This window comes from Actinomadura bangladeshensis (assembly GCF_004348335.1).
GTDB classification, from domain to species: Bacteria; Actinomycetota; Actinomycetes; order Streptosporangiales; family Streptosporangiaceae; genus Spirillospora; species Spirillospora bangladeshensis.
Genome location: NZ_SMJW01000577.1, coordinates 1 through 788 on the forward strand (window position 1 = coordinate 1; position 788 = coordinate 788).

Below are 788 nucleotides of genomic sequence, written 5' to 3' on the forward strand. Positions count from 1 at the left end.
TGAGCTAATTCCAACCTCATTTGGCCTGGTGGTGCAGGGTGAGGATGGCTTGGACGATGGCGGTCAGGCGGCTTGGTGAGCAGCGGGCCTTCCGGAGAATGTGCCAGTGCTTGAGTGTCGCGGCGCCCTGTTCGCCGAGTGCGCGGACCTTGGCGTGGTGCCGGTTGAACAGCTTCTTGCGTTTGCCGAGCTTGCGGCGCTTGTTGCGCTTGTAGGGGGTGCCGATGGCGCCGCCGGCGCCGACGTAGGCCTTGTCGGCGTAGCAGGCGATCGCGCGGCTGGTGAGGGCGTGGATGATGCCGTGGGTGCGGGCGGCGGTCAGGTCGTGTGTCGAGCCGGGAGCGTCGGTGAGGCCCAGATCAGCTCGCCGTTGGGGTCGGTGAGGAACTGGATGTTCACCCCGTGCCGGTGATGCTTGCCGCTGTAGTACAGCCGGTCGTTGGTACCGGACAGGCGGTCGATCGGGGCGAGGGTGCCGTCCAGGATCACGAACGCCTTGCGCTGGGCGATCCGCATCGCCTCGCGCAGATCGGGGGCCTGGTCGGCCAGCAGGGCGATGACCTCGGTGACGTAGCGGTGCGCGGTCGCCGCGCCGATCCCGAATGCTGCGGCCAGGCGGGCGAAGGTGTCGTTGCGGCGCAGGTGCACCAGCACCAGCAGCGCCTGGCGCTCGGGGCTCAGTGCTCGCCACCGCGACCCGATCAGGTCCCGGTGATCGCGCACCAGCCCGGTAACGAAGGTCAGGGTCGGGCGCGACAGATCCAGCGCGGCACGGTAGAACAGCACGT

At 68.5% G+C, this 788-nt stretch carries 1 pseudogene; it reads right to left on the reverse strand.

What is annotated here, in order from left to right:
• Positions 1-16: 16 nt before the first annotated feature.
• Positions 17-786: pseudogene (locus tag E1284_RS40955) on the reverse strand (transposase family protein).
• Between the last annotated feature and the right edge of the window lie 2 nt (positions 787-788).